This is a genomic window from Arthrobacter sp. THG-b23, assembly GCF_059091265.1.
Map to the genome: position 1 here is coordinate 1 of NZ_JBNHGM010000008.1, position 25041 is coordinate 25041.

Here is a 25041-nt window from a genome sequence, read left to right on the forward strand (position 1 = left end):
CGTCGGCCAGTTCCGCTGCCGCGCGTTGGCGGGGCACGGCCAGGATGGGCGCGAGCTCGTGGGCGGCGTGCCGGCAGATCCCGTCCGGTGCCCCGGCGTCGGCGCCGGTGGCCGGGCGGAGCACCGCCAGGCGGTGCACGGCCCGCAACCGGCGGGACTGGGTCCAGGCCTCGTGTTTGCGCACGGCCTGGAGGTAGTCGAGGGTCGACCAGTCGTCTAAGGTAGCCGGATCAGTGCCCGCAAGCAGGCCGGCCAGTTCCGCCGCACCCAGTTCCTGCCAATCCTCCGCCCACCCCTGCCGGCCCGGTACCGAAACCGCGGCGGCACCGTCGTCGGGCACGGCAGGGTTGCCGGAGAATTCCTCCGGCTCCTGCGCCTCGTCCAACGGTTCCGCTGCCATACTTCAACGCTACGCAGCACGGGCCCCGACTAGAACGAAAATTCGATGTATGGGGATGGCCGCCGGCCGTCGTGGGCTTGTGGAGGACGAGTCGTAGGGCGGGCTGTACCAGCCGGGCCGTTAGGCACCTCGCCATGACATTGGCGGGTGCTACCCGGACCTCGGCCTTCCGATCACCACCGGGCCTCTGAGCAGACCGAGGAAGAACAGCACTGCGCCGAGCACTAGATGGAACCAGTTGTCGCTAACCCCCGCCGGAACCCACGTCTCCGATCCGTATCGGGCGTTGATCAGGCCGTACAGGGCCGCCAACAGGTTGAACAGCCCCAGTGCCATGAACGTGACTTTGGCAGCACCGGCCCGCTTTGCCGAAACCAGGAGCAAGGCCGCGAAAAGCAGCAGCAACACGTTGTGTAAAACCGAGATGGCCAACAGCCCGAAGAGCTGGGCGTCCGGCCCGTTTCCTGTGATACCGAGCTGGTCGTAGTCGGCTGTTATGCCGGGGATGAAGCCAAGGACTGCCAGGACGGCTAGAACAATGGCTGAGATCCGTGCGGCTTTCTGGACTGGTGTGGACTGCATAGGTTCCCTCCCACATGGTGCCTGCCGTGGCGCCCATCCTAGTGGCGCGGCAAGACTCCGGCTATGTCGCCCGGTGCCGTACTGGTGCTGTGGCTAGCCAAACCCCCTGCTGTCGACCTGTGCAGTCCCGGAGCTGTTTTCCCGGTGCCGAGGGCGCCGCGGAGGACAGAGCCGAGCGGAGGACAGAGCCGAGCGCCGCCGTCGTTATCAGCAGGACGGACAGAACCCTTCCGGCACCGCCGGGAGATCACGGTGCCGGAAGGGTTCATCATGGTGGGTTCGAAGTTTCAGATGGCCGCCTCGCCGCGTTCGCCGGTGCGGACGCGGACCGCTTCCTGCACCTCCACGAGCCAGACCTTGCCGTCGCCCGCGCGTCCGGTGTTGGCGGTGGCCACGAGGACGTCGACGATGTCGTCGGCCAGGTCGTCCGCCACGAGAACCTCGACGCGGACCTTGGGCAGCAGGTCCACGGTGTATTCGGCGCCGCGGTAGACCTCCGTGTGGCCGCGTTGGCGCCCGTACCCGCTGGCCTGGCTAACGGTCAGCCCTTGGACTCCGTAGCTTTCCAAGCTGTTGCGGACTGCGTCCAGCTTTTCCGGCCGGATGATGGCGGTGACGAGTTTCATGCGCTGACCTCTTCCTTGATCGTGCTGCGGGCACTGGGGTCGGTTGCCGGGTGCGGGATGAAGGTTCCGCCGGTGCCCAGGCCGCCGAATTCATAGGCGGATTCGGCGTGCTGGGCGAGGTCCACGCCGGCGACCTCATCCTCTTCGGTCACCCGGAAGCCAAGGGTTTTGTGGATCGCCAAGCCGATGATCACGGTCAGCACGCCACAGAACAGCATGGACACCGCCGCCGCCACTGCCTGCGCCCCCAGTTGTGCGGCACCGCCGCCGTAGAAGAGGCCGCCGCCTGCGCCCTCGGCCGGCAGGGCGATGAAGCCCAGGGCCAGCGTTCCGACCAGGCCGGCGACCAGGTGGACGCCCACCACATCCAGCGAGTCGTCGTAGCCCAGCCGGTACTTCAGCCCGACCGCGAGCGCGGCCAGCACGCCCGCCACCAGGCCCAGGCCCAGCGCCCCCACGGGGGAAACATTGGCGCAGGCCGGCGTGATCGCCACCAGCCCCGCGACCACGCCCGAAGCCGCCCCGAGGGAGGTGGGACGGCCGTCGCGGAGTCGCTCGGTCACCAGCCAGCCCGCGATGGCGGCTGCCGGGGCGGCCATGGTGTTGACCCAGATCAGGCCGGCTTCCTCCGCCGTGCCCGCCGCTCCCCCGTTAAACCCGAACCAGCCGAACCACAGCAGGGCGGCACCGATCATCACCAACGGGATGTTGTGCGGGCGCTGTGCCGGGTCCTTGCCGAAGCCCTTGCGCTTGCCCAGGATCAGGGCCAGGATCAGGCCGGCGACACCGGCGTTGATGTGCACCACCGTGCCGCCGGCGAAATCGATCGCCTCTCCGGCCCAGGCACCGATGGCCCCCTCGGCGCCAAGCAAACCACCGCCCCAGACCATAAACGCCAGCGGGCAGTAAACCAAAGTGACCCAGACCGGTACGAAGACCGCCCAGGCACTGAACTTGGCGCGATCGGCGATGGCCCCGGAGATCAGCGCCACCGTGATGATGGCGAACGTGGCACCGTAGCCGGCACTGATCAGGTCCCCGGTATTGAGCAACCCCTCCAGGCCGAACGCGGCGAACGGATTGCCGAAGAGTTGCGCCACGCCCTCGCCGCCGCTCATCGAGTAACCCCACAGCACCCAGACCACCGCCACCAGGGCGACGGCGGAGAAGCTCATCATCATCATGTTCAGGGCCGATTTGGCCCGCGTCATTCCGCCGTAGAAAAATGCCAGTCCCGGCGTCATGAGCAGCACCATGGCCGCCGAAATCATCACCCAGACGTGACCCGCTGACAGATCCATTTTCACGTCCCCTCGTTCGTTGGCGGGCAACTTCCCGCCGATGAACCAAGACTGCCGACGGCGTGTTTCGGCCAACCGGATGCTTCATTGCGGCCCGGTTACAAGAAACCCGCGCAGGTAAAACCCGTGCAACCGTCGTGTTTCGGCAATGTTTCGGCCCACGGCTACGCTGGTTGACATGCCAGTTTTCCGCCGCACGGCGCGCCAGTTTAGCCTGTCCGGCCACCAGCGTCCTGGCAAGCCGGCGCCTACTCCTATTCCGCGCGACATCAAGGTGCTGGTTGCCGCTGCCTTCGTCATCGCCCTGGGGTACGGGCTGGTGGCTCCGGTCCTGCCGCAGTTCGCCGCAAGTTTCGACGTCGGCGTCGCCGCTGCCAGCATCATCGTCAGCGTGTTTGCCCTCGCCCGGCTGGTCTTCGCTCCGGCGGGCGGCGCCCTGGTGGGCCGCTGGGGTGAACGGAGGGTGTACCTGACCGGCCTGCTGATCGTCGCGGCTTCGACCGGCGCCTGCGCGTTGGCGCAGGACTACTGGCAGCTGCTGATTTTCCGCGGCTTGGGCGGCCTCGGCTCCACCATGTTTACGGTCTCGGCCATGGCGCTGATCCTGCGGCTGGCCCCGCCGGACGGCCGCGGCCGGGTTTCCAGCCTCTACGCCGGCACGTTCCTGATGGGCGGCATCCTCGGCCCGGTGGCCGGCGGCCTGCTGGCCGGCTTCGGCCTGCGCATGCCGTTCGTGGTCTATGCCATCGCGCTGCTCGTGGCGGCAGCCGTCGTCGCCGTCATGCTCAAGAAACCCGCAGCCCGGACCGGCAACGACGCCCCGGCTCCCGCGGCGATGGATCTGCGCGAGGCGCTCTCGGACCCGGGGTACCGCGCCGCCGTTGTGTCCGCTTTCGCCAATGGCTGGGCCACGTTCGGGGTCCGGATGGCGCTGATTCCGCTCTTTGCCGCGGCGGTACTGGGTGCCGGTCCGGAGACGGCCGGGCTGGCGTTGGCCGTCTTCGCCGTCGGCAACGCGCTGGCGCTGACATTCTCCGGCCGTCTCTCGGACACAGCCGGCCGCCGTCCCCTGGTGATTGCCGGGCTGACCGTGGCCGGGCTGGCGATCGCGGCCATCGGGTTTACCGAGTCCGTCCCGGTGTTCGTGGCTGCCTCGGTCATCGCCGGTTTCGGATCCGGGCTGCTCGGGCCGGCGCAGCAGGCTGCCGTTGCTGACATCATCGGCAACGACCGCAGCGGCGGGAAGGTGCTGGCCGTCTTCCAGATGGGCACCGACGCCGGTGCGATCATCGGCCCGGTCCTGGCCGGAGCGCTGGCCGACCGGCTCAATTATGCCTGGGCCTTCGGCGCCACCGGCGCGATCATGCTGGGCGCCGCGCTGCTCTGGCTGCTCTTCGGCCGCGAGACGCTGGTGAAACCCCTCGAGGAGCCGGCCAGGGGCTGACTTCGGACAGCGGGTGCTGGGTTCCCGGCGGTTCCCGCGGCCGCCGCGGGAACCGCCAAGCGGACCTGAGCCGCTGACGTTAGTTCAGCAGCGCGTCCACGAAGTCCTCGGTCTCGAAGGGCGCCAGGTCGTCGGCGCCTTCGCCCAGGCCCACCAGTTTCACCGGCACGCCGAGGCTGCGCTGGATCGCGACGACGATGCCGCCCTTGGCGGTGCCGTCCAGCTTGGTCAGCACGATGCCGGTGATGTTCACGACGTCGGCGAACACCTTGGCCTGGTTCAGGCCGTTCTGGCCGGTGGTCGCGTCGAGCACCAGCAGCACCTCGTCCACGGTGGCCTGCTTCTCGATCACGCGCTTGACCTTGCCGAGTTCGTCCATCAGGCCCACCTTGTTTTGCAGGCGCCCGGCGGTATCGACCATGACCACGTCGACTTCCTGCTCGATGCCGGCCTTCACCGCCTCGAAGGCGACGGACGCCGGGTCCGCGCCATCGACGTCGGACTTCACGGTGGGCACGCCCACACGCGATCCCCAGGTGGCCAACTGCTCGGCCGCGGCCGCGCGGAAGGTATCCGCGGCGCCCAGGATCACGTCCTTGTCCTCGGCCACCAGCACGCGGGCCAGCTTGCCCACCGTGGTGGTCTTGCCCACGCCGTTGACGCCCACCACCATCATCACCGCGGGGCGGTCGGCATGGCGCATCACGGCCAGCGAGCGGTCCATGGACGGGTCCACCAGCTTGATCAGTTCCTCGCGCAACATGGCCTTGACCTGCTCCGGGCTGCGGCTTCCCTCCGCCTTCACCCGGTCCTTGAGCGCGTCCACGAGTTCCATCGTGGGCTCGGTGCCCAGGTCGGCCAGCAGGAGGGTCTCTTCGATCTCGTCCCAGACGTCGTCGTCGATTTTGTCGCTGGCGAGCAGCGCCAGGAGGCCCTTGCCCAGCGCGTTGTTGGACTTGACCAGCCGTGCGCGCAGCCGGGACAGGCGGCCCTGCACCGGTGCCGGCGTCTCGACCGGGATGGTCTCCAGCGCGGCGGCGTCCTCCGGGATTTCGACGTCGGCCGGCGGCAGTTCCTCCTCGGTCGGTGCGCCGAGGGGCGGCGCCGGGGCCGTCGGTCCGCGGGGCGCTTCCAGGGTGCCGGTACCGCCCCCGGTAGGCGGCATGGCCGGGTCATTCGCGTCCCGGGTGGTGGTGTACGTGCCGGGCGGGGTCCTGCGTCCCCGCAGCAGCAGCGTTGCCACCAATCCGATGACGACAATGGCGATGACTACGTAAATGATGATGGTTGCGTCCACGGTTCCTAGCCTAGCCGCTGAGCGTTCCGCGTCACGGGTCGGGCGGCGACGGCCGCGGGCGTCAGCCGGAACGGGGCGGCCGAGGCGGACACCGGCGGCCAGCCCACGTTCCAAGGCCTGCCGCAGCGACTGTACGATCGACGCATGAAGCCCTTCCTGCTGCTGGCCACGCGCGCCGAAGACACCGCAGCCGATGAGGAGTATGCGGCCTTCGCCCGTTTCGGCGGCCTGGAACCGGGCCAGTTGCAGCGCGTGCGGCTGGAGGCCGGACCGATGCCGGCCATCGATCTGGACGATTACAGCGGAATCATCCTCGGCGGCAGCCCGTACACCTCCAGCGACGACGACGCGTTCAAGTCCGCCGCCCAGTTGCGCGTCGAAGCCGAGCTGGAGCAGCTGCTGGACACCGTCGTCGCGCACGATTTCCCGTTCCTGGGCGCCTGTTACGGCGTGGGCACGCTGGGCCGGTACGGCGGCGGCGTGGTGGACCGGCAATACGGCGAGCCGATCGGTGAAGCGCAGATTGTGCTGACTGACGACGGCGGTGCCGATCCCCTGCTCGCCGGCCTGCCCCGGCAATTCGGTGCCTTCGTTGGGCACAAGGAGGCCTGCTCCGTGTTGCCCGCGGGCGCGGTCCGCCTGGCCGGGTCAGCGCACTGCCCCAACCAGATGTTCCGGCTGCAGGAGAACCTTTACGCCACGCAGTTCCACGCCGAACTGGATGTTGACGGCCTGCTGACCCGGATCTGGATCTACCGCGATGCCGGCTACTTCCCGCCGGACCAGGCCGATGCCGTCATGGAACGGGTGCGCGGTCGCACCGTGACGATTCCGCAGCGGATACTCCGCAACTTCGTCACCCGCTACGCCACCGACTGACACAGCACACCACCGAAACGAGGAAACCGCATGAGTTTGAAAGAGCAGCTGCAGGCCGACGTCGTCGCCCACATGAAGGCGGGCAACAAGACGGCCCTGACCACCGTCCGCAACGTACTGGGCGAAATCGCGACCAAGGAAAAGTCCGGCAAGACGCCGGTGGAGCTGGACGACGCCCAGACCACCGCGCTGCTGCAGAAAGAAGCCGCCAAGCGCCGCGACACTGCGCGCATCTACACGGAAGCCGGGGAGCCGGAGCGGGCCGCCGCGGAAACCGCGGAAGCCGAGGTCATCGAGGCGTACCTGCCCAAGCCGCTCACCGAGGCCGAGGTCGCGGAGATCGTCGATGAAACCATCACCGGGCTCAAAGCCGAAGGTGTGGAGCTGTCAATGCGGCTGATGGGAGCGGTGATGAAGCCGGTCACCGAGAAGGTCGCCGGCCGCTTCGACGGCAAGGCCGTCAGCGAGATGGTCCGCGGGCGCCTGGCCCGGCAGTAACCGAGGAGGTCTCCGTCCTCGCGTGGTCGTGGCGACCGTCCGGGCCGCCCCGGCGGTGTCACCGACGGAATCTAGGCCGGATGGCCGGCGTCGAGATCCTGGACGTCGCTGAAGGCGAGGAGTTCGGCGGCATCCTCCCCGTGCGTCTCCAGCGGGGACAGCAGGAATCCGGTGTGGTCGCCGAGATCGACCCTTTTCACGACGCGTCCTACCAGCACGCGCGCGGCGTCCGCCAGCAGCGGAACATCCTCCGGTCCGGGCACCCAGTCGCAGTGCGAGAACTTGTCCACGTCGTCGCCGGTCGTGGTGCCGAACAGTTCCGCGAGCGCCCGCTGGCCGCGCTCCAGTACGTGGACCGCCAGGACGCCGGCCTCCAGCGCGACGGGATGGGTGCGGTTCTGCTGCGAGATGCACACCAGGAACAGGGCCGGCTTCAGGCTGCATTGCGTGGCGAAGCCGATCAGGCAGCCGGACCGCTCGCCTCCGGCCCCTGCGGCCGTGACGATGTACATCGGATAGTCGAAGCCCTGCACGAAGCCGCTCATCAGCTCCTCGGACGTAGCGTGTTTCTGAGCCATGCCCACATCATGCCGTATTTCATTCCCGATGCTGTGCCGGCCGCGCCCGGCCACGCCGAAGGTCCCGGCCGGGAAACCCCTGAGGCCGCGGTCGGCGCTCCGACGCCCGGCGCCGGACAAAAGGGAGGCCAAGGTCCCCGCGGGACCTTGGCCTCCCTTCAGGGGGTTTTACCGACTACCACTGCAACCTGGCCATGGTGGCCGAAAGCTCCGGCAGTTCGCTCTCGGTGACCGGCTGGATTCCGGTAACCGTGGCGAAGCCGGCGGCCAGCAGCGCGAAGTCGCTCTCCGGCGGGGCTTCCTCCTGGCTGTCCGCGATCGCCAGCCGCAGGTCCTCGTCTCCGCGCTCTGCCAACGTGGTTTGCACGATGCCGAATTCGGCCAGTGTCGCGGACCGGTATTCGGGCAGCCGGGCGCCGTCCACATTGGGCACGTTGAGGTTCAGCACGGTGCCGGTCTGCTGGTCCATCAGGTACGGCAGCAGCCCGGTGGCCAGCCGGGCCGCGGTGTCCCAGTTCAGCTGCGCCGGCTCCAGCCCGGTGTCCAGCGACACGGCCATCCCGCGGCCGCCGTTTACGCCTGCGGTCAGCGCCGCGCCGACCGTGCCGGAGTGCAGGATCACCCGACCCACATTCGCGCCGCGGTTCACGCCGGAGAGCACCAGGTCCGGGGCGTCCCCGAAGGCACCGTGCGGCGCAATCATGGCAATGAAACCCGGCGTGCCGTGCACGGCAAACGCCGGGACGGACTCGAGGCCCTGCAGCGTGCGCCGCTCGATCCGGATGCGGCCCTCGTCCTCCCGGGCCGTGATGGACGCGCTGCTGCCGCTGGCCTCGGCAACCGGGGCCGCGATCGTCACGTTCAGCCCGGCCTCCAAAACCCCCGCAGCCAGGGCGTGCAGGCCCGGGGAGTCGATGCCGTCGTCGTTGGTGATCAGGACCATTTTCGGCTTGCTCATTGTTCTTGCACCTTCCGCGCCAGCTCGTCCGGGCTGATTTGTCGGCCTGTTGCCTTCCCGCCGCCGTCGTAGGGCGAGACCGTCACCAGCTTGGTCAGGTTCCGGATGGCCCCCTCTTCCCCGGTGCCCAGGCCGTGGCGGGTCACGTTGAGTGCGCCGGCGGCCGTGCCCAGCACCACCGCCTCGTGGATGGTGCCGCCGTCGGCCAGGGTCGCGGCGACCCCGGCGGTCAGCGAATCCCCCGCCCCGTGGGTGTCTACGCTCTGCATCTCGGGGACCCGGATCTCGCTGAGGGCGCCTTCATGCAGCATCAGGGACGGCAGGTGCGCGCGGGTGACAATCACCGTGCCGGCCCCTTCAGCGTGCAGGCCGCGCATCGCCTCGATGATCGCCTCCGGTTCGTCCGAGGCGGCCCGCCCGCTCTCGGTCAGTTCGTCGTCGGCGATCTTGGCCACGGTTACGCCGCCGGCGAGCGCGGCGGTGAGCCGGTCGCCGGTGAGGTCGGTGATCACCCGGCAGCCGGCGGTGCGCAGGTCGGCGGCAAGCCGGCGGTAGACGTCGTTCGGTACGGCGTCTTCGCGGACCGCGCCGCTGAGGATTGCGGTGCCCGCCTCGATCCCGGCCTGCAGGGTCAGGCCGTAGAGTTCGTCGAGCTCATGGCGGGTCAGTTTTTCCCCGGGGCTCTCGGCGATGACCTCCCGGTCGCCGCCCCGCCGGTCATGGACGTACGCCGCGCTGCTGCCCTCGCCCTTTACCGGGAGGACCTTGACGCCCTCGTCGGCGATCAGATGCCGGATCACGCCGCCGGCTTCGCCCGAGAACGCGGCGCACATCGTGACGGAAGCGCCGAGGGCGGTCAGCATCCGCGCCTGCCAGACGCCTTGGCCCCCGGCGTGCAGGTGGATATCGGCGGTGCCCTCGACGTCCTCCACGGTCACCGTGAGAACGGGCGAGGGAGCGAAAATAACTACTGAGCCCATCGCGAACCTCCATCGAACCGGTGTCCGGCCATGCCTGCCTCCTTTTTGTTGCCCCGGGCCGCCGTCACGGCTGCGCGGCTGCCCGGTTTCCCTCTGAAGTGGTCCTTGGTTTCGACACTAACGCCCCTCCGCTGGCCGGACAATGGCCGCCCCCGGCCCGCAAGTCCGCACGACCCCGTGGGAAACGGTGACCGGGCGGGTCATTCCGGCGTCGCACCGTCCAGCACCCGGTCGATGATTTCCCGGACGCGGTCCTCGGCGATGATCTTGAAGTGCCCGCTGGTCTCGAGCCGGATGTTGATGGCGCCGTCGAGCCGGCAGCCGCCGGGAATGTGCGGGTCGAACGCGCTGTAGACGGACACGATCCGGTGGTTGACCTCCAGGTTGGCCAGCAGCCGCCGCAGGACGCGGTTGTTCGGCGCAAACGCCCGGACCATCGGCGTCACCGCGAAGGACGCGTAGCGGGAACCGGAAAAAGGCGTGCCGATCGCCACCATGCGCTTCACCCGCGCCCCGGCCTCCGCGCCCGTCATCACATATTTGCCGATCAGCCCGCCCTTGCTGTGCGCGATGATCGTCACGTTGTCCAGGCCCTGCCCGCGCAGGTAGTCGGCGACAAGCCCGGCCATCCGCTCGACGCTGCCCACGTTGTAGCCCAGCGGTTCGATCACGTGCACCGGATGCCCGCGGCCGTGGACGTGCTCGATCAGCGGGCGCATGAACTTCCAGGACTCGTAGATGCCCGGAAGCACGACGACGGGGTCCGCCCGGCGGGTTCCGGCCTCCCGGTATCGGGCCGGGCCGGTCCGGTCGAAGAGCCCGCGGACCTGCTGGTAGCCGATGTAGGCGTAGTCCAGCAGCCAGGCCCGGCCCAGCCGCAGTCCCGGGAGCAGGTGGTTCACGACCGGTCTATGAGGGCAGCATCGTCGAACCCGGCCGTGGCCAGGCACAGCCGGGCCACCGGGCCGGGTGAACGGAACATCATCACGTGCGCCTCGCCCGGGATGCTGTCCACGGTGGCGTCCGGGCAGGCATCGGCCAGTTCGCGGCACCAGTACAGCGGGACGATCGGGTCCCGGTCGCCGCGCACGATGCGCACCGGCACCTGCACTCCGGCGATCCGCTGCTCCAGCTTTTGGTCGAGCATGGCCGGCAGTGTCTTCAGGTACCAGCGCAGCCCGCAGCGCACATAGTCGGTGACCTCGATCATGTCCACGGTCAGCGGTTCCCGGAACCCGTCCTGGAACAGCCGGAGGCCGTGTTGCCAGGCCGTGCGCTCGCGGCGGTTCGCCGTGGGCGCCAGCAACACCAGTGCGGTGGCGGTATCCGGGTGATGCAGAGCCATCTCGACGACGACCTGGCAGCCCATCGAGTGGCCCACCAGCACCGCGGGGCCGATGCCCAACCGGCCCATGGCCCCCTCGACCAGCCCGGCGAAGTCCACGAGCCCGAGTGCGCGTTCCGGTTTGGCGGTTCCGCCGTGGCCCGGCAGATCGACCAGGTGTACCGTGCCGTGCCGGGCCAGTTCGGCCGCGAGGGGTTCAAAGTAGCGTCCGGAGACGCCGATGCCGTGTACCAGCACGAAGTCCGTGGGCCCGGAGCCGACGGTCCGGATGCGGACCTCGCATCCGTCGATGGTCAGCATCTGGGCTCTCTCGCCCGGTATTCCCGCCAATTCGCCTGCCTTCCTACGTCAGTCGACCAGTGCCTTTGCATGTTCCAGCCGCTGCGAGATGACGGTGGTTACGCCGTCGCCGCGCATCGTTACACCGTACAGCGCGTCGGCCACTTCCATGGTGCGCTTCTGGTGGGTGATGACGATCAGCTGGCTGGATTCGCGCAGCTCCTCGAAAATGGTGATCAGCCGGCCCAGGTTGGTGTCGTCCAGTGCCGCTTCCACCTCGTCCATCACATAGAACGGGGACGGCCGGGCCTTGAAGATCGCCACCAGCAGGGCCACCGCGGTCAGCGAGCGCTCGCCGCCGGAGAGCAGGGACAGGCGCTTGATCTTCTTGCCGGCCGGCCTGGCTTCCACGTCGATCCCCGTGGTGAGCATGTCCTCCGGGTCGGTGAGCACCAGCCGGCCTTCGCCGCCCGGGAAGAGCCGGCCGAACACCCGCTCGAACTGCACGGCCGTGTCTTGGTAAGCCTCGGTGAAGACCTGTTCCACCCGCTCGTCGACTTCCTTGATGATCTCCAGCAAGTCCTTGCGGGTGGCCTTGAGGTCTTCCAGTTGGGTGCTCAGGAACTGGTGGCGTTCCTCCAGCGCGGCGAACTCCTCCAGCGCCAGCGGGTTGACCTTGCCCAGCGCGGCCAGGTCACGTTCGGCCTTTTTGAGCCGCTTCTGCTGCTCCTCGCGCACGAACGGAACACCCTCGACGACGGCGTTGCCTTCCTCGTCTACCGGGGCCCGCAGTGCGGCCCACTTGTCGTTGGACGCCGCGGTGGCGACCGGCACCGGCTGGTCCGGCCCGTACTCGGCAATCAGATGGTCGGGGGTCAGTCCCAGCTCTTCGATGGAGCGGGTCTGCAGGGCCTCGATCTTCAGCTGCTGCTGGGCCCGTGCCAGCTCGTCGCGGTGGACCGTGTCGGTCAGTTCGCGCAGTTCGGCGGCGAGCGCGTCGGTCGACGAGCGCACCGTGGACAGCTCCGCCTCCCACGCCGCACGCACCTCTTCGGCCTCGTCCCGTTCCCGTTCGGCGAGGTCCACCGAGACGTCCAGCCAGGCCAACGCCTCCTGGGCACCCTGTGCGACGGCGGCGGCCTTGGCGGCCTGGAGCCGCCGCTTGCGGGCCCGCTCGGCGGCCTGCGCCCGGGCGTGCCGTTCCGTGGCGGCGGCCCGTTCCAGCGAGGCCGCCCGGTTGCCGATGGCCGTCAGCTGTTCCTCGCCGGATCGCAGCGCCAGCCGGGCTTCCATTTCGACCTGGCGTGCCCGGGAGGCCGCCGCGGCGAGCGCGTCCCGCTGTTCGGTGGACGGTTCGGCGTCGGCCGGGGCGTCCTCGGCGGCCTGCGCGGCGGCCAGCCGCGCGGTGATGTCGGCCAGCTTCTGCTGTTCGGTGACGATGTTAGCCTCGGCGGCCTGCACCAGCTTGGCCAGCCGTTCGCTTTCCCCGGTGGCCGAGCGCAGTGCCGAGCCCAGCTGCCCCAGGCGTTCGGCGACGGCCGCCAGCCGGGCGTCGGAGTCGTGCAGCTGCTCGAGGGCGGCGTCCGCCCGCAGCTTGGCCTCGTCGCGGCGCGAGGTTGCGCCGGCGATCGCGAACTTGGCCCGCTCCGCCCGGGCCGTGGCGGCTTCGAGCCGGTGCATGGTCTCGTCCACGGCCGCCTGGACCTCCAGCAGGCTGGGACCGCCGGCGGATCCGCCGCGCGCCGAGCAGGCGGTGAAAACATCACCTTCCCGGGTGACGGCGGTCAGCGCCGGGTCGATCGCGATGACCCCTGCCGCCATCCGGAGGTCTGCGACGACGACGACGGAGCGCAGCAGCGTGCGCACCGCTCCTTCGATTCCTCGCTTGGCCTGGACCAGGCCGGCCGCGGGGACGGCCCCTTCGGGGAGCTCCGCGTGATCGCCGGCGCTTCCGCCCTCCGCCCCCGGCGCGCCGGCGATGAGGAGGTCCACCTGGCCGGCGTCGTCGGCCTTCATGAGTTCCAGCGCCCGGACGGCGGCGTCGGGGTCGGCGACGGCGACGGCCTCAGCCAGGGGCCCCAGGGCTGCCGCAATCGCCGCTTCGTAGCCGGGTTCCACGGTGATCAGGTCCGCCAGCGGGGCCAGCACGCCCTCGGTGCCCGAGGCCAGCAGCGTCTCGCTGCCGTCCCGCCGGTTAAGCCCGACTTCCAGCGCCTCCTTGCGCGCGGCGAGGGCGTCGCGTTCGCGTTCGGCCTCGCGTTCGTCGGCCCGCAACTGCTCCAGCTCCGTCTCAATGGCGGCAAGTTCGTCGCTGGCGTCCTCGTACGCCGCGTCCAGGCCCTCTTCGCCTTGTTCCACCCCGGCCACCTGGGACTCCAGCGCGGTGAATTCGGCCTGCGCCTGGCGTCGTCGTTCTTCTCCCTCGCCGATCGACGCCCGGAGCCGGCCCAGCTCGGCCTCGGCGCTCTCCACCCGGGACCTGGCCGCGCCCACCTGCCCGGCCAGCTTGGCCAGTCCTTCGCGCCGGTCGGCGGCGGCACGCAGGATCCCGGTCAGCCGCTTCTCTTCGTCCTCGGCAGCGCGCTCGGCGGCGGCACGCTCTTCGATCGCGTCGTCGAGTGCGGCCCGGCGGTCCTCCAGCTCAAATTCCAGCTCGGCCTGCTCCTCGCGGACCTCGGCTGCCTGCTGTTCCAGGATTTCCGGATCCCGCCCGCCCTCGGGTTCATGCTCCGCCGAGCCGAGCAGCCGGCGTCGTTCATTGGCCAGGCTGGCGAGGGCACGGAAACGTTCGCGGGTGGCCGAGAGCCGGTACCAGCTGTCGCGCGCGGCGTTCAGCTTCGGCGTGGCTTCGGCCGCCAGCCGCTCCAGCTCGGCCAGGCGCCGGCGCCCGGATTCCAGAATCTTCTCCACCTCGGCCTGCCGGGTCTTCAGCGCGGCTTCGTCCGCCACTTCCCGGGCCAGGGAGGTGCTCAGCTCCACCAGCTCGTCGGCGAGCAGCCGGGCACGGGCATCGCGGACCTCGAACTGGACCTGCTGGGCCCGGCGCGCCACCTCTGCCTGCTTTCCCAGCGGCGTCAACTGGCGGCGGATCTCGCCGGTGAGGTCGGTCAGCCGCTGCAGGTTGGCCTGCATGGACTCCAGCTTCCGCACCGTTTTTTCCTTGCGGCGGCGGTGCTTGAGGATGCCGGCTGCTTCCTCCACGAACCCCCGGCGGTCCTCCGGTGTCGCGTGCAGGACCTTGTCCAGCTGGCCCTGGCCGACGATCACGTGCATCTCCCGGCCCAGCCCGGAGTCGGAGAGCAGTTCCTGGATGTCCAGCAGCCGGCAACTGCTGCCGTTGATGGCGTATTCGGACCCGCCCGTGCGGAACAGGGTGCGGGAAATGGTGACCTCGGAGTATTCGATCGGCAGGGCGCCGTCGGAATTGTCGATGGTCAGCGACACGTGCGCGCGGCCCAGCGGCGGGCGGCCCGCCGTCCCGGCAAAGATGACGTCCTCCATCTTGCCGCCGCGCAGCGTTTTGGCGCCCTGCTCCCCCATCACCCAGGCGAGGGCGTCCACCACGTTGGACTTGCCCGACCCGTTGGGACCGACCACGGCGGTGACGCCGGGCTCGAAGTCGAAGGTCGTCGCCGACGCAAAAGACTTAAAGCCCCGCACAGTCAGAGATTTAAGATGCACGTTGTGTCTCCCGCGGCGGACGTTTTCCTTGCATCAATCTACCGTGCCCTCCGCGAATTCCCGGGCAGGACGGGCTTGTCTTGGTGGACAAGCCCGTGTGGAGGCCAGCCTGTGGAGGCCGGGTCATCCTGTCCCGGACGTATATTGCCGGCGCGCGGACGAGGCGTTCGCGATGTTTTGCTGCCCGGCCCCGAAATCAATGACCCCGGACGGTGGGGGTGGCAACCTTGTGTATTGGCCACCGCGAACTACCCTGAAGGCCAGTCCACCTCCGGTTAGGAGTACTTTTGCCCGTGTCAGATGCAGCTGGTTTTCCGGGGCAGCGTATTGCCGCCATTGTCCCGTGTCACAACGAAGAACAGACCGTTGCCACCGTGGTCCGGGACCTGAGACTCGCAGTCCCGGGGATAACGGTCTACGTCTATGACAACAGCAGTTCCGACCGCACCGCCGAGCTGGCGCGCGCAGCCGGCGCCGTCGTCCGGTACGAGACGCGCAAGGGCAAGGGCAACGTTATCCGGCGGGCGTTTGCCGATATCGATGCCGATATCTATGTCACGATCGACGGCGACGACACGTACGAGGCAGCGGACTTGCCCCGCATGATCGAAACCCTGCTGGACGGCCCGTACGATCAGGTGCTCGGTGTTCGTGCCGGAGCGGCCGAAACCGGGTCGTACCGCCCGGGGCATGAGACGGGAAACCGGATGTTCAACCGGGTTGTCAGCCTGCTCTTCCGATCCCGGGTTTCGGACATGTTGTCGGGGTATCGCGTGTTTTCCCGCCGCTTCGTCAAGTCATTCCCCGCCGTGTCCAAGGAATTCGAGATCGAAACCGAATTCACGGTGCACCTGACGTCCCTGCGCCTGCCGCAGACCGAGGTCGAGGTCGGATTCCGCGAACGGCCCGAGGGAAGCGAAAGCAAGCTCAATACCTACACGGATGGCTTCAAAATCCTGTCCCTCATCTTTCAGCTCGTCCGCCATGAACGGCCGGCACTCTTTTACGGCATCATCGCCGCGGCGCTGGCACTGGCTTCCCTTGGGTTTGGGGTGCCCGTGATCGTCGAGTTCTTCGAAACCGGCCTGGTTCCCCGGTTCCCGACGGCGATTCTGGCTGCTGCTTTGATGGGGCTGGCGGTTCTGGTGGGTTGCATCGGCATCATCCTCGACGGCTTGAAGCGAGGACGGCGTGAAGCAGCCCGCCTGGCCTACCTGCGCCTGGAGCCGCCGCAGCAGCAGCAGGATGGACATGCGGTTCCGGCGGACGCGGCACAGGTGCGTCCCGACGGGACGAACCAGTGAGCGGTTCATCCGCCCGCTCGGCCCGCAGCCGGACCGGCAGCCCGACCGGTGTGCGCAGAGCATGGACTGCGCCGGACTACTGGTGGCTTTCAGTTTTGGGCGTCGCCGCTTTTCTGGCCACCGCTTTTCTGTGGGTGGCGAACCAACCGGGACGCATGACGAATGATTCTGCCCATCAGCTCAAGCAGGTCCTCGGCCTGATTCCGCTGGACGACTGGCACCCTGCCATCATGACGGTCAGCTGGACAGGTTTGTACAGGCTGACCGGCGAAGTCAGCTCAATGGTTCTGGTGCAGATCTGCTTGACGTTCGTTGCCGCGCTGCTGCTGGCGATCTACCTTCACGATCTCACCCGCAGCCGCCTCATGTCTGCGCTCGCCCTCGTGATTCCGTTGCTGCCCTTCACCATCACGTTCCTGGGTGTGATGTGGAAGGACGTGCTTATGATGATCGCGTTCTTCAGCGGCACCGTCCTCTTACTGCTGGCCGAGCGCTTCCCAAGGTTCCGATATCCGCTGCTCGCCCTGTCGCTGTTGTTCCTGCTGTACGGAGCGATGGTCCGAAAAAATGCGTTCTTTGCCATCCTCCCCCTTGTCTTCCTCCTCTACCGGGCGTGGCGCAACGGGTCACCGGAGCGGCGCAGACGGCTGACGGCCGACCGGAAACGCTTTGTGGGCGGATACGCGATGGCCGCCATGACGTTCCTGGTGTTGTTGCTGGGCGCGGGTGCAGCGTTCAACGCCGCATTTCAGCCCAAGGCCACCGGCCAGCTGTCCCAGGTCTTCCTGGACGACATCATCTTCACCGTGCCTGCCGATGAGATAAGGGATGCGGATATCCCCCAGGAGTTGGAAGACAAGCTGCTGCAGGCCCGCGAAGAATGCCAGGCTGAAGACGCGATTTGGGATGCTTATTGGAAGTGCTATGGCCGCGGGGCAACCGGCAAATCCTTCGAACCTATCGCTTATCAGGCGGAGGTCCGGGACCTCTGGCTGGGCGAAGTCGTCACCCACCCTGTCCGGTATGCCTACTACCGGGCGCAGACCTACGCACGGTTTCTGTTTGTCGGCAAGAGCGAGTACGTGGGTATCACGGCGGGCCGCCATGCGGTCCCCGCCGAGTACCACGTTGAGCCCACCAAAGCCGACAACATCCTGTTCGATTATGTAGTGGAGCTGGGTGCGAAAACGTTCCCGTGGTTCTTCCGGGCCTGGTTCTGGCTTGCCGCCGCGGTAACCATCATCTTGTTACTCCCGAAGGCACGATATATGCGGCCCTACATAGCGGCGCTCGGCTGGTCGTCTTTTCTTTACCTTGCCGGTTACATTCCGATTGTCCCGGCTTCTGATTTCCGGTATAGCTATTGGCCCGCTGTCGCCTGCACACTTGCCGGGGTGCTCTTTCTGGCGGACCGCCGTTTAAACAACAGATTCTGCAAAGTTTCCGCCGCACCTGCAGCTGAATCCGGACCGCCCGTGGGATGACGCCTTGTGGTCCCCGGGTAACGTCAATAGGGCTATCCCGCACACGGAGGAGCAGCTGGGGAGACAATGACCACAGTCCCATGCCATTCTCCGCACGTGCGGAACGCTGCTTCGGGGTGCATAGTTAAGAGTTCGGGTACCCATGCGGGATTCTCCGCGTACAGGTGACCGTCCCGGAAGACGAATAAAGGCTGGATATTGATCGGTAACGCGACGTTTCGACATGACAACACGGCACTGCTGGCCGTCTCGAGCGTGGAGGCCCCGGTAGCCGTCAGTTCCGCCGACTTCGACGACCGGCTGGCACCCAGCCTGAAGCGCCTGAAGCTCTCCCGGAAGCTGCTGGAACGTGTTGCCGGCGTGACCGAACGCCGCTGGTGGTCGCCCGGTTCATCATTCGACGACGCCGCCATCGAAGCCGGGGCCAAGGCCCTTGCCGAAGCCGGCGTGGAGCCGGGCCAGATCGGCCTGCTGATCAACACCTCCGTCACCCGAAGGAATTTGGAGCCGTCCGTCGCGGTGAAAATCCACCACGGGCTGGGCCTGCCGTCGTCGGCCATGAACTTTGACCTGGCGAACGCCTGTCTGGGCTTCGTCAACGGCATCACGCTGGCCGCCAACATGATCGATTCCGGGCAAATCAAGTACGCGCTGATCGTCGCCGGCGAGGACGCGCAGCCGACCCAGGAAAACACCTTCGAGCGGCTGAACCACCCGGATTCCACCCGCGCCGACTACCTGCGCGAATTCGCCACGCTGACCTTGGGGTCGGGGGCCGCCGCGGCCGTGATCGGCCCCGCTGACGCCCACCCCGGCTCGCACCGGATCCTCGGCGGTGTCTCCCGCGCCGGCACCGAGCACCACGAGCTGTGCGTCGGCGGTCCCTCGGGCATGTTTACGGACACCAAGGGCCTGTTGGAGAACGGGCTGGAACTGGTGGTCAACGCCTGGCACGAGGCCCACCGCGACGGCTGGAACTGGACCGCCATGGACCGGTACGTCACGCACCAGGTCTCCACCTCTTATACCAACGCGATCATCAAGGCCGTCAACCTGGTCCGCGAACGCGTGCCGATCACCTTCCCGAAGTGGGGCAACGTGGGACCGGCCTCGCTGCCGATGACCCTGGCGCAGGAATCCCAGACCCTGGGCAGCGGCGACCGGGTGCTCTGCATGGGCGTGGGCTCCGGGCTGAACACCACCATGATGGAGATTGCGTGGTAGACGCCCCCCTCTGGCCCGGAGTCGACCCGGCCTGGTCCCGCCGCGTCCGCGTCCGCTCCACCGCCGCCGTGGACCCGGCCGGGAGCGCACACGCCTGGCACCTTCTGGACAACGGGCCGCAACTGGCCGAACGCGGCATCGAGCCGGCCGGCACCCTGCTGTGCGTGCACGGCAACCCCACCTGGTCCTACCTGTGGCGCAGCCTGCTGGCCGCCGCCGGCGACGCCTCGGCGCCGTGGCGCGTGGTCGCCGTCGACCAGCTGGACATGGGTTTCTCCGAACGCACCGGCAGCTTCCGCCGGCTCGAAGACCGGATCACCGATCTGGGCGACCTGACCGCCGAACTGGGCATCACCGGCCCCGTCGTCACCGTCGGACACGACTGGGGCGGCGTGATCTCGCTGGGCTGGGCCACCCGCCACCGCGACCAGCTCGCCGGCGTCGTCCTGACCAACACCGCCGTACACCCCGCCGGCTTCGGGCTGCCCGCCCCGCTGAAACTGGCGCTGCACCCCGCGGTGCACCAGTGGGGCACGACGACGTCGGCCGCGTTCCTGCGCGTCACGCACGCCTTGGCGCGTCCTCCGCTGACGAAGGACGTCAGGGACGCGTTCATGGCCCCGTACCGGCACGCCGCCCGCCGCACCGGAGTGGGCAACTTCGTGGCCGACATCCCCGCCGACGAGCGCACGCCCAGCTGGGACGCGCTGAACGGGGTGGCCGAAGGCATCCGCACCCTGGACGTTCCGGCGCTGATCCTGTGGGGCCCCAGGGACCCGGTGTTCTCCGACCGCTACCTGCGCGACCTGATGGACCGGCTGCCGCAGGCGGACGTGCACCGCTTCGAGGGCGCCGGACACCTCCTCCCCGAGGACCGCGACATCGCCGCCCCCGTGTTCACCTGGCTCGATGCCGCCGTGGCCGGCGGCGGGCGCGCGGCGGCCGCCGAAGAGCCCCGGGCTGCGGCTCCCTTCCGCTCCATGCTCGCCGAGCTGGACGAACGCCGAAACGACAACTCCCCCGCCGTCGTCGACATGGCCCCGCTGGGCGCTGCGGCGGGAGGAAAGCGGACGCTGTCCTGGGCCGAGCTTGCCGGCCGGGTGGACCTGCTCGCCGACGGCCTCGCCCGGATCGGCGTGCGCGCAGGCGACCGCGTCAACCTGCTGGTTCCGCCCGGCATTGAACTGACCAGCCTGATTTACGCCTGCCTGAAGCTCGGCGCCGTCATCGTGGTGGCCGACGCCGGGTTGGGGCCCGCCGGCCTGAGCCGCGCGATCAAGGGCGCCGGCCCCCGGTTCATCATCGGCGTCGAACGTGCCTTCGCCGCCGCCCGGCTCTTCAACTGGCCGGGACAGCGGATCAGCGTGGCCGGGATGGGCGGGGCCAAGCGCGCGCTCTACGGGGTCGCCCACGCCGTGCCCGAACTGCTCGAAGCCGCCGCCTCCGCGGCTGCCCCGGCGGGCAGCCGCGCCAAGCATGCAGGCCCCGATCCCGACGACGACGCCGCCATCCTCTTCACCTCCGGCTCCACCGGCCCGGCCAAGGGCGTTGTCTACACGCACCGCCGGCTGGCCGCCATGCGAGACACCCTCAAGGACACCTACGGGCTGGAAGCCGGCACCTCGCTGGTGGCCGGCTTCGCGCCGTTCGCCCTGCTGGGCCCGGCGCTGGGGGCCACGTCGGTGACCCCGGACATGGACGTCACCGCGCCCAAGACCCTCACCGCCGCGGCCCTGGCCGATGCTGCCGCGGCAGTCAGCGCCACCGCCGTCTTCGCTTCGCCGGCCGCCCTCGCCAACGTGCTCGCCACCGCCGACGGCCTCACGGACGAACACCGGGTGGCACTGGCCGACGTGAAGCTGCTGCTTTCGGCGGGCGCCCCGATCCCCGAGCCGCTGTTGGCCAAGGTGCAGTCGCTGATGCCGTCCGCGGAGCTGCACACCCCCTACGGCATGACCGAGGCGCTGCCGGTCACGGACATCAGCCTGGCGGAGATCCGCGCGGCCGGTTTTGGGAACGGCGTCTGCGTCGGCACCCCGGTGGCGGGGGCGACGGTGGCCGTCGCGCCGGTGGCCCATGACGGCAGCGTGGCGGACCTGCCCACCTCCGACCCCGGTGTCACCGGGGAGATCCTCGTCAGCGCCCCGCACGTCAAGGACCGGTACGACCGGCTCTGGATCACGCAGCGGCACAGCGCGTCCGTGCCCGGCTGGCACCGCACCGGCGATGTGGGCCATCTCGACGCCCACGGCCACCTGTGGGTCGAAGGCCGGCTGGCGCACATCATCACCACGGCGAGCGGGGTCGCCACCCCGGTGGCCGCCGAGCAAGCGGCGGAAACGCACGACGGCGTCCGGTTGGCCGCCGTCGTCGGCGTCGGTCCCGCGGGGGCCCAGGTGCCGGTCGCGGTGCTGGAGACCGTGCCGCCGTCGTCGTCGCCGGGCACCGCACCCTACGCCCTCGCCGAAGAGGTACGCACCGCCGTCGCCCGCGCCACGGGTTTGGACCTGGCCGCCGTCCTGGTGCTGCCCGAGCTGCCCACCGACATCCGGCATAACTCCAAGATCGACCGCGCCAGGCTGGCGGCTTGGGCCGGCAAGGCGCTGGCCGGCGGACGGATCACCAAACCGTGAGCGCCGCCGAAACCCGGACCGTCCTCGTCACGGGCGCCAGCGGGATGCTCGGCGCAGCCGTGGCCCGGCTGCTGCTGGTGGAGGGCCACGGCGTCCGCACCTTCCAGCGCCGCCCCGCGGCCGGCGTCGGATCAGGTCTCGGGACCGTCCTCGGCTCGCTGACAGACGCCGGCGCCGTCGCCCGGGCGGTCGAAGGCGTCGACGCCGTCATCCACCTGGCGGCGAAAGTTTCCTTCACCGGCGAGTGGAGCGAGTTCGTCGCCACCAACATCGACGGCACGCGGACCCTGCTGGACGCGGCGAAGTCTGCCGGCGTGCGCGATGTCGTGTTCGTGTCCTCCCCTTCGGTCGCGCATTTCGGCGAGGCAATCGCCGGCGCCGGTGCGGGGACGGCCAACCCGGACCGGGCCCGCGGCAACTACGCCCGGTCCAAGGCCGCCGCCGAACTGCTCGCCTTGGCCCAGGACTCCCCCGGCTTCCGGGTGGCCGCCGTCCGCCCCCACATTGTCTGGGGCCCCGGCGACACCCAGTTGGTGGAACGTGTGGTTGCGCGGGCCAGGGCCGGCCGGCTGCCGCTGCTGGACAACGGCGCCGCCCTGATCGACACCACCTACATCGACAACGCCGCGGCGGCGATTGTCCGTGCGCTCGAACGGATGGACCAGGCACACGGGCAGGCCCTGGTGGTCACCAACGGACAGCCCCGGCCGGTCGGCGAACTGATCGCCGGCATCTGCGGGGCCGCCGGAGTGGCGGCGCCCGGCTGGTCGGTCCCCGGGTGGCTGGCCCGCGGCGCCGGCGCGGTCATCGAACGGGCCTGGACTGCTGCCGGCGCCCGCGGTCTGGTCCACGACGAACCGCCCATGACGCGCTTCCTCGCCGAGCAGCTGTCCACGGCGCACTGGTTCGACCAGCGCCGCACCCACGAGGTGCTGGACTGGGTGCCCGAGGTCAGCATTGAGGAAGGGCTGCGCCGTTTGGCAGCCCACTACGGCGGAACGACGAGGTAGGAGCAAGCATGGAAAGCGTGAAGCTGATCGAATCCTGGCCGGTGGACAACGCGGCCACCGCCGTCGTAGCCGCCGACGGCGCCGTTGTGGCCGCCCATGGGGACCAGGAGCGCCGCTTCCCGCTGGCGTCCGTGACCAAGCTGCTCAGCGCCTACGCGGTGCTGCTGGCCGTCGAAGAAGGCGCGCTGGAACTGGACCAGGCGGCGGGCCCCGAGGGTGCCACCGTCCGCCACCTGCTGGCCCACAGCGCAGGCTACGACTTCGGCGACCGCACCGTCAGGTTCTCCCCCGGCGACCGGCGGCTCTACTCCAACGCCGGTTTCGAGGTGCTCGGCGAGACGCTCGAGGCCGCCACGGGCATCGCCTTCGCCGACTACCTGCGCGAAGGCGTGCTGATTCCCCTCGGCATGAAGGACACCAGCCTGGACGGCTCCCCCGCAGCCGGGGCAACCTCCACGTCCGCTGACCTGTCCCGCTTCGCCGCCGAGCTCCAGCGGCCGTCGTTGCTGGCCCCCGCCACGGTGCAGGAGGCAACGCAGGTCACCTACCCGGGGCTGGCGGGTGTGCTGCCGGGGTTCGGCCGCCAGCAGAACAACGACTGGGGCCTGGGCTTCGAGATCCGCGGCCACAAGGAGCCGCACTGGACCGGCGGCAAGAGCTCGCCGAAGACGTTCGGCCACTTCGGCCAGTCCGGCACCTTCCTCTGGGTGGATCCGGATGCCGGCGCCGCATGCATCGCGCTCACCGACCGCGACTTCGGGACCTGGGCCGCCGAAGCGTGGCCCGCCTACACGGATGCCGTGCTGGCGGACCTGCGGTAGCCGGTTGGTTACCAGCGGCCGTTCCGGGGCCTGGGCTGGCAGGCCGGGCAGGTGTAGGAGGACCGGTTCATGAAGGTGTCCCGGCGGATCCTCGTGGGCAGCCCCAGTTCGCTGCAGCGGTGGCAGGGCTCGCCCTCGCGGCCGTAGGAGTTCAGCGACCGTTCGAAGTACCCGGATGCGCCGTTGACGTTCACGTAGAGGGAATCGAAGCTGGTGCCGCCGGCGTCGAGCGCCCTGGTCATGACGTCCCGGCAAGCGTTCAGCAGCCGCTCGGCTTCCTTGCGGCGCAAGGTGTCGGTCGGGCGGGCGTAGTGCAGCTTGGCGGCCCACAGCGCTTCATCGGCGTAGATGTTGCCGATGCCGGAGACCAGGGCCTGGTCCAGGATGGCGCGCTTGATGCCGGTCTTGCGGGCACGCAGGCGCTGGTAGAACGCCTCGAAGGAGAACGCGGAGTCGAGGGGGTCGCGGGCGATGTGCGAGGCCTCGACCGGGATCAGCGGCAGGCCGGTCTCGGACATGCCGCCGGCGTGGCCGTCAGGAGTGGGCATCAGGTCCGCCAGGAACATGCCGCCGAAAATCCGCTGGTCCACGAACCGCAGCTCGGCCGGCATCGGCGGGCCATCGGGCCCTTTGGCCGGACTGAGCGTCAACCGGACCTTCAGGTGCTTCTCGTCGGGCTGCGCGCTGTCCTCGACCAACAGTTGCCCGCTCATGCCGAGGTGCGCCATCAGGGCGAGTTTGGGCTCGTCCGGCCCGGCGTCGTCGGCGGTTGGGTGCGGCGAAGTGTCCGGCGTGGTTTCCAGCAGCGGCATCCAGAGGAATTTTCCCCGGCGGGCGACGTCGGCCACGTGGGCTCCGACCAAGTTGCCGCGCAGGTCGTCGGCTCCGAGGGCGTGGCGCCGGATGGAACGCTCGTCGAGGACGTCCACTCCGGTGATGGTCCGCCCGCGGACCCACTGGGCGAGCCCGCGGCGAACAACCTCCACCTCAGGCAGTTCAGGCATCGGAGTCGGCGGTCTCCGTTACCGACACGGGCAGCGAGGCACGCAGCGCCCGCCATGTGGTGGCCGCAGCTTCCTGCTCGGCTTCCTTCTTGGAGTGTCCGGTGCCGCGGCCGTATTCGGTGGTGCCGATCAGCAGCGTGGCCACGAAGGTCCGGGCGTGGTCCGGGCCCGATCCCTCCACCTGGTAGGTCACGTTGCCCATCTTCCGGGCGGCGGCCAGCTCCTGGATGCTGGTCTTCCAGTCGGTGCCAGCGCCCAGGGCGTCGGCGTCCGCCAGCAGCGGCCCGACGAGGCGCATCACCAGCTGGCGTGCCGCTTCGATGCCCTGGCACAGGTAGGCGGCGCCGAAGAGGGCCTCCATCGTGTCGGCCAGGATGGACGACTTGTCGGCCCCGTTGGTGAGCTTTTCGCCCTGGCCGAGCAGCACATGCTGGCCGACGTCCAGGCTGCGCGCGATGCCGGCCAGCGCGCGGGTGGAGACGACGGCGGAGCGCCGCTTGGCCAGTTCGCCCTCGGGCAGGTCCGGGTTGTCCCGGTACAGCGCGTCGGTCACGGAAAAGCCCAGGATCGAGTCGCCGAGGAATTCCAGGCGCTCGTTGGTCGGCAGCCCGCCGTGCTCGTAGGCGTAGGAACGGTGGGTTAAAGCAAGACGGAGCGTCTCGGCGTCGATATCAACGCCGAGACGCTCCAAAAGCTCTTCAGTTGAAGGCATG

The 25041-nt window shown here is 69.1% G+C and carries 22 protein-coding genes; 9 read left to right on the forward strand and 13 right to left on the reverse strand.

The annotated features are described in order from the left end of the window. The 4 genes from AC5RVD_RS13585 to AC5RVD_RS13600 form a co-directional block, all read right to left on the reverse strand. A partial coding sequence (locus tag AC5RVD_RS13585; protein WP_494127201.1) for a hypothetical protein occupies positions 1–400 on the reverse strand: 400 nt, incomplete at its 3' end. Between the two features lie 150 nt (positions 401–550). Further along, positions 551–982, reverse strand: a complete 432-nt coding sequence (locus AC5RVD_RS13590; RefSeq protein WP_494093215.1) for a DUF4383 domain-containing protein — start codon at positions 980–982, stop codon at positions 551–553. 287 nt (positions 983–1269) lie between these two features. Then, a complete protein-coding gene (locus tag AC5RVD_RS13595) occupies positions 1270–1608 on the reverse strand; it encodes a P-II family nitrogen regulator (RefSeq protein ID WP_494127202.1) in 339 nt (112 codons plus the stop codon). Continuing rightward, positions 1605–2909 carry an ammonium transporter gene (locus AC5RVD_RS13600; RefSeq protein ID WP_494111341.1) on the reverse strand — a complete coding sequence of 435 codons (1305 nt, stop codon included), beginning with the start codon at positions 2907–2909 and terminating at the stop codon, positions 1605–1607. Before AC5RVD_RS13600 ends, AC5RVD_RS13595 begins: the two co-directional genes overlap by 4 nt. 178 nt (positions 2910–3087) lie before the next feature. On the opposite strand from AC5RVD_RS13600, the gene AC5RVD_RS13605 reads away from it, so the two are divergent. Next, a complete protein-coding gene (locus AC5RVD_RS13605; protein WP_494111340.1) occupies positions 3088–4353 on the forward strand; it encodes an MFS transporter in 1266 nt (421 codons plus the stop codon). A 79-nt stretch (positions 4354–4432) separates the two neighbouring features. Here the strand turns inward: AC5RVD_RS13605 and ftsY are convergent, their stop codons facing one another. Continuing rightward, positions 4433–5650: a signal recognition particle-docking protein FtsY gene (ftsY, locus tag AC5RVD_RS13610; protein ID WP_494111339.1), complete on the reverse strand. Its 1218-nt coding sequence runs from the start codon at positions 5648–5650 to the stop codon at positions 4433–4435. A gap of 144 nt (positions 5651–5794) precedes the next feature. Between ftsY and AC5RVD_RS13615 the strand changes: the two genes are divergently transcribed. Then, the gene (locus tag AC5RVD_RS13615) at positions 5795–6529 is read left to right on the forward strand and encodes a glutamine amidotransferase (RefSeq protein ID WP_494111338.1); all 735 of its coding nucleotides are present in this window, start codon (positions 5795–5797) and stop codon (positions 6527–6529) included. Between the two features lie 30 nt (positions 6530–6559). Beyond that, positions 6560–7027, forward strand: coding sequence for a GatB/YqeY domain-containing protein (locus AC5RVD_RS13620; protein ID WP_494111337.1), 468 nt, complete (start codon positions 6560–6562; stop codon positions 7025–7027). 71 nt (positions 7028–7098) lie between these two features. On the opposite strand, the gene AC5RVD_RS13625 is transcribed toward AC5RVD_RS13620, so the two are convergent. The 6 genes from AC5RVD_RS13625 to smc form a co-directional block, all read right to left on the reverse strand. Continuing rightward, complete coding sequence (locus tag AC5RVD_RS13625; RefSeq protein ID WP_494127203.1) at positions 7099–7605, reverse strand: flavin reductase family protein; 507 nt, start codon at positions 7603–7605, stop codon at positions 7099–7101. A 175-nt stretch (positions 7606–7780) separates the two neighbouring features. Then, on the reverse strand, positions 7781–8563 hold the full coding sequence (gene surE, locus AC5RVD_RS13630) for a 5'/3'-nucleotidase SurE (RefSeq protein ID WP_494111335.1): 783 nt from the start codon (positions 8561–8563) through the stop codon (positions 7781–7783). Continuing rightward, positions 8560–9543, reverse strand: coding sequence for a 1-phosphofructokinase family hexose kinase (locus AC5RVD_RS13635; RefSeq protein WP_494111334.1), 984 nt, complete (start codon positions 9541–9543; stop codon positions 8560–8562). Before AC5RVD_RS13635 ends, surE begins: the two co-directional genes overlap by 4 nt. A 200-nt stretch (positions 9544–9743) precedes the next feature. Beyond that, positions 9744–10445 (reverse strand): esterase/lipase family protein, encoded by a 702-nt coding sequence (locus AC5RVD_RS13640; RefSeq protein ID WP_494111333.1) that lies wholly within the window; start codon positions 10443–10445, stop codon positions 9744–9746. After that, the gene (locus tag AC5RVD_RS13645; protein WP_494111332.1) at positions 10442–11188 is read right to left on the reverse strand and encodes an alpha/beta fold hydrolase; all 747 of its coding nucleotides are present in this window, start codon (positions 11186–11188) and stop codon (positions 10442–10444) included. Before AC5RVD_RS13645 ends, AC5RVD_RS13640 begins: the two co-directional genes overlap by 4 nt. Positions 11189–11236: 48 nt before the next feature. Next, positions 11237–14848: a chromosome segregation protein SMC gene (smc, locus tag AC5RVD_RS13650; protein ID WP_494127204.1), complete on the reverse strand. Its 3612-nt coding sequence runs from the start codon at positions 14846–14848 to the stop codon at positions 11237–11239. Between the two features lie 293 nt (positions 14849–15141). Between smc and AC5RVD_RS13655 the strand changes: the two genes are divergently transcribed. From AC5RVD_RS13655 to AC5RVD_RS13680, 6 genes are all read left to right on the forward strand, one after another. After that, entirely contained in the window at positions 15142–16152 is a 1011-nt protein-coding gene (locus AC5RVD_RS13655) for a glycosyltransferase family 2 protein (RefSeq protein WP_494127205.1), read from the forward strand. Then, on the forward strand, positions 16149–17636 hold the full coding sequence (locus tag AC5RVD_RS13660) for a hypothetical protein (RefSeq protein ID WP_494111329.1): 1488 nt from the start codon (positions 16149–16151) through the stop codon (positions 17634–17636). The genes AC5RVD_RS13655 and AC5RVD_RS13660 overlap by 4 nt, the downstream gene beginning before the upstream one ends. A 198-nt stretch (positions 17637–17834) precedes the next feature. Continuing rightward, entirely contained in the window at positions 17835–18860 is a 1026-nt protein-coding gene (locus AC5RVD_RS13665; protein ID WP_494111328.1) for a 3-oxoacyl-ACP synthase III, read from the forward strand. Next, on the forward strand, positions 18854–21493 hold the full coding sequence (locus tag AC5RVD_RS13670) for an alpha/beta fold hydrolase (RefSeq protein ID WP_494127206.1): 2640 nt from the start codon (positions 18854–18856) through the stop codon (positions 21491–21493). Before AC5RVD_RS13665 ends, AC5RVD_RS13670 begins: the two co-directional genes overlap by 7 nt. Next, on the forward strand, positions 21490–22503 hold the full coding sequence (locus AC5RVD_RS13675) for an NAD-dependent epimerase/dehydratase family protein (RefSeq protein ID WP_494127207.1): 1014 nt from the start codon (positions 21490–21492) through the stop codon (positions 22501–22503). The genes AC5RVD_RS13670 and AC5RVD_RS13675 overlap by 4 nt, the downstream gene beginning before the upstream one ends. A gap of 8 nt (positions 22504–22511) precedes the next feature. Further along, complete coding sequence (locus AC5RVD_RS13680; RefSeq protein ID WP_494127208.1) at positions 22512–23324, forward strand: serine hydrolase domain-containing protein; 813 nt, start codon at positions 22512–22514, stop codon at positions 23322–23324. Positions 23325–23332: 8 nt separating this feature from the next. Here AC5RVD_RS13680 and mutM read toward each other — a convergent pair whose 3' ends face one another. Together mutM and rnc are read right to left on the reverse strand one after the other, a co-directional pair. Continuing rightward, a complete protein-coding gene (gene mutM / locus AC5RVD_RS13685) occupies positions 23333–24328 on the reverse strand; it encodes a bifunctional DNA-formamidopyrimidine glycosylase/DNA-(apurinic or apyrimidinic site) lyase (protein ID WP_494127209.1) in 996 nt (331 codons plus the stop codon). Beyond that, positions 24321–25040: a ribonuclease III gene (gene rnc, locus AC5RVD_RS13690; RefSeq protein ID WP_494120915.1), complete on the reverse strand. Its 720-nt coding sequence runs from the start codon at positions 25038–25040 to the stop codon at positions 24321–24323. Before rnc ends, mutM begins: the two co-directional genes overlap by 8 nt. Between the last annotated feature and the right edge of the window lies 1 nt (position 25041).